The 2,795-nt window shown below is 73.4% G+C and carries 4 protein-coding genes; 1 reads left to right on the forward strand and 3 read right to left on the reverse strand.

The features are described 5' to 3' along the window. The 3 genes from LLG88_12520 to lexA form a co-directional block, all read right to left on the reverse strand. Positions 1 to 198, reverse strand: coding sequence for a hypothetical protein (locus tag LLG88_12520; protein MCE5247728.1), 198 nt, complete (start codon positions 196 to 198; stop codon positions 1 to 3). A 76-nt stretch (positions 199 to 274) separates the two neighbouring features. Continuing rightward, positions 275 to 1,216 (reverse strand): GNAT family N-acetyltransferase, encoded by a 942-nt coding sequence (locus LLG88_12525; GenBank protein MCE5247729.1) that lies wholly within the window; start codon positions 1,214 to 1,216, stop codon positions 275 to 277. A 1-nt stretch (position 1,217) separates the two neighbouring features. Continuing rightward, entirely contained in the window at positions 1,218 to 1,820 is a 603-nt protein-coding gene (gene lexA / locus LLG88_12530) for a transcriptional repressor LexA (protein ID MCE5247730.1), read from the reverse strand. A 197-nt stretch (positions 1,821 to 2,017) separates the two neighbouring features. Between lexA and LLG88_12535 the strand changes: the two genes are divergently transcribed. Then, a partial coding sequence (locus LLG88_12535) for a HEAT repeat domain-containing protein (protein MCE5247731.1) occupies positions 2,018 to 2,795 on the forward strand: 778 nt, incomplete at its 3' end.

Here is a 2,795-nt window from a genome sequence, read left to right on the forward strand (position 1 = left end):
TCAGTGCTGCGCTTCGGCGTGCGCCTCGGCGCCGTGCTCGTGCCCGTGCTCGTCGCCGTGGCCGTGATGTTCGAGCGGCTCCGGCGGCAGCGGGTCGTACTTCTTGTCGGCGGCCTTGATCAAGGCGAACACGACGACGCCGACGAGCCAGACGGCGATGAAACCCAGGACCAAGTTGAGGATGAAGCTGGTGTCCACGGTCGATTCCTCGCGCGCCTCGGCGGCGCGCCCCCGACGGCGGGGGAAGGCGATCGTAGCACGCCGGGGCGGCCGATCAATATTCCAGCGCGGCGTGCGGACGGCGCGTCTCGCGGCCGACGATCGCCGTCGCCCAGGGGGCGACGATCTGGAAGCCGACCCGCTGGTAGACGCGGATCGCCGCCTCGTTGCGGCGGTGGACGTAGAGGCAGGGGAGCCGCCGCTTCGCCGCGGCGAGCCCGCAGAGCCAGGCCATGGCGACCGTGGCCAGCCGCCGCCCGCGGACCGCGGGGACGGTGTAGACCCCTTCGATCAGCCACGAGGCGTCGCTCTCCTGCGCGATCTCGCACTTGAAGACCCGCTCGCCGTCGAGCTCGCCGACGAAGACCCGCCGCCGCCGGGCCAGCCCCTCGAAGTAATGCGCGTAGCCGTCCGGATTGCGGGCGACCTGGTCCACGCCGAGGTCCTCGAGGCACATCGCCGCGTGGGCGCGGAGCAGCCAGGGGAGATCGCGCCTCGTTCCGGCGCGCAGTTGGAACCCCGGTGGCGACTCGGGCGGTTCGAGCGGCGCGGGGCAGGACATCATTTCCTGCCGGCGGAGCTCGACGAGATCGAGGCCGCGCAGGCGCAGCGCGTCGAGGACGTCGCGGACCTCCCCCTCCGGGCCGAAGCAGACCTCCGTCGGGGCGAAGGCGGCGCGGGCGATCAGGTCGGCGACGGCGGGGCCGAGGCGCGGATCCCCGCGGCGCGGCCGCTCGACCGCCCACGTGAAGCCGCGGTACTGCTGGACGAGGCCGATCGTCCGGCCTCCCTCGAGGATGGCCCAGTGGCGGGCGATCCCTTCGCCGGCGCCGGCCGGCGGGATCGTCGAGGCCACGTGGACGCAGACGGCGGGATCTTGCTGAACGATGACCCGCGCGCGGCGGAAGTGCCGCGGCTCGGCGGGGGCGACGACGAACCTCAGCGCTTCAGCGGCGTCGTCCCCCGTCCCCCCGGTTCCGCGCGGCGCGAGAGCCACGTCAGCACTTCCGCACGACGCCGCGGACGACTCCCTTGATCTCCATCCCGTCCGCGGGAACCATCAGCGGCTCGTAGTCGCGGTTCGCCGGCTGCAGCCGGACCATGTTCCCTTCGAGGTAGAACTTCTTGAGCGTGACGTCCTCGCCGTGGACCATCGCCACGACGAGCTGGCCGTTTTCGGCGGAGCGACGCTCCTCGACGACGACGTAGTCGCCGTCCCTGATCTGCTCGTCGATCATCGAGTCGCCGCGCACCTTGAGGGCGTAGGTGCGGCCGACGCCGACCAGCCAGGACGGCACGGCCAGCGATTCCCGCTGCTCGATCGCCTCGATCGGCCGGCCGGCCGGAATGAGGCCGAGGAGCGGGATGTCCACCGCGCGCGGGGCCTGGTCTTCCGAGACGACCTCGATGGAGCGGTTCTGGTTCCAGCTCCGCCGAAGCAGCCCCTTCCGCACGAGGTTGGTGACGTGCTTGTGGACCGTGGCCACCGACGAGAGGCCGAAGTGGCGCCCCACTTCCTCGAGGCTCGGCGAGTAGCCGAATTCCCCGATGAACTGGTTGATGTAGTCGTAGATCTGCTTTTGGCGCTTGGTGAGGGCCACGGGCTGTCCTCCCGTCGGGCGGTCCGCGCCGGCGCGCGTCGCCTGACGCCGAAGCCGGCCGCCGCATGGCGCGGCGGAGGCGGCGAGGGCGCTTCGACGGAAACTTACAGCAAACGCAGGGCGAAAACAAACCCCGAGAGAAAACAATCGCGCCGGGGGGTTTGCGGCGCCTAAGTCGCGCTGCTAGTGTCCGTTGCGTGGTGCGCCGGCGTCTCGCCATGTTCCTCGTCGTCCTCGCCGCGGCCTTGGCCCCGGCGGCGGGACAGACGCGCGTCGAATCGGTGGACGCCGAGCGGGTGGCCGACCTCTTCGCGCGGATCCGCGCCGCCAACGACGACGGGACGCGCGAGGCGCTGACCGAGGCGCTGGCCGCGGTCGGCAGCTCCGCGGTCCCGACGATCGCCGCCGAAATGGCCCGCCGCGACGACGCGACGTGGCTCTCCGCGACCGTCGCCCTCGGCCTGATCCGCGGTCCCGACGCCGTCGGCGCGCTGCAGGCCGAGCTCAACCGCTCCTCCGGCACGCGGGCGATGGCCGTGCTCCACTCCCTCGCCGTCGCCGGCGACACCGAGGCCCCCGCCCTCGCCCTCCGCGGCGCGACCCCGACCCTCGCCGCCGGCCCCGAGGCGACGGCGGTGGACTTCATCGCCGGGGCCCTCGGTCCGCCGGCCGCGGCCACGCTGGCGCAGGAGATCCCGCGCCGCTCCCCGGACGGCCGCGTCGTCGGGCTCGGCGCGCTCGGCGCGCTGGCCGACGAGTCGGCGACGCCGTTTCTCCTCGCCTGGTCGCGGCGTCCGGCGGCGATCGACCGGCGCTCGGCGCTGATCGCCCTCGCGCGGATCGGCGACCCGCGCGCCGGCGGCCGCTTCATCGAGGCGCTCGACGATTCGGACCCCAGCGTGCGCGAGACGGCCGCCGAGGGGCTCGGCTACCTGCGCGAGGCGCGGGCGACCGAGGCGCTGGCGCGGATCGCGC

This window comes from bacterium (genome assembly GCA_021372775.1).
Taxonomy (GTDB): Bacteria; Acidobacteriota; Polarisedimenticolia; order J045; family J045; genus JAJFTU01.